This window comes from Enterobacter sp. 148H3 (genome assembly GCF_034107425.1).
In the GTDB taxonomy this organism is placed as follows: domain Bacteria; phylum Pseudomonadota; class Gammaproteobacteria; order Enterobacterales; family Enterobacteriaceae; genus Enterobacter; species Enterobacter vonholyi.
On the sequence record NZ_JAWNEI010000056.1, the window covers coordinates 1 to 543 of the forward strand.

General features: G+C 47.3%; 2 rRNA genes. Both read right to left on the reverse strand.

Annotated features, from left to right (window positions below):
- Positions 1-254, reverse strand: a 23S ribosomal RNA gene (locus USH94_RS22510); the annotation flags it as partial.
- Between the two features lie 198 nt (positions 255-452).
- A 16S ribosomal RNA gene (locus tag USH94_RS22515) occupies positions 453-543 on the reverse strand; the annotation flags it as partial.

The following is a 543-nucleotide window of genomic DNA, read 5'->3' on the forward strand; positions in this document are numbered from 1 at the left end:
TCGCTCGCCGCTACTGGGGGAATCTCGGTTGATTTCTTTTCCTCGGGGTACTTAGATGTTTCAGTTCCCCCGGTTCGCCTCGTTAACCTATGTATTCAGTTAACGATAGTGCAACGAATTGCACTGGGTTTCCCCATTCGGACATCGCCGGGTCAAAGGTTCATATCACCTCGCCGGCGCTTTTCGCAGATTAGCACGTCCTTCATCGCCTCTGACTGCCAGGGCATCCACCGTGTACGCTTAGTCGCTTAACCTCACAACCCGAAGATGTTTCACTTCTGATTGCAAAAATTTGAGAGACTCGAACACACCATTAAGATGTGTCGTTTCAATTTTCAGCTTGATCCAGATTTTTAAAGAGCAAAACTTCTTAATGCACTCAAAAGTACATTCAGAAGTTCATCATTCATCAGACAATCTGTGTGAGCACTACAAAGGCAGGTTCTTTAAGGTAAGGAGGTGATCCAACCGCAGGTTCCCCTACGGTTACCTTGTTACGACTTCACCCCAGTCATGAATCACAAAGTGGTAAGCGCCCTCCCG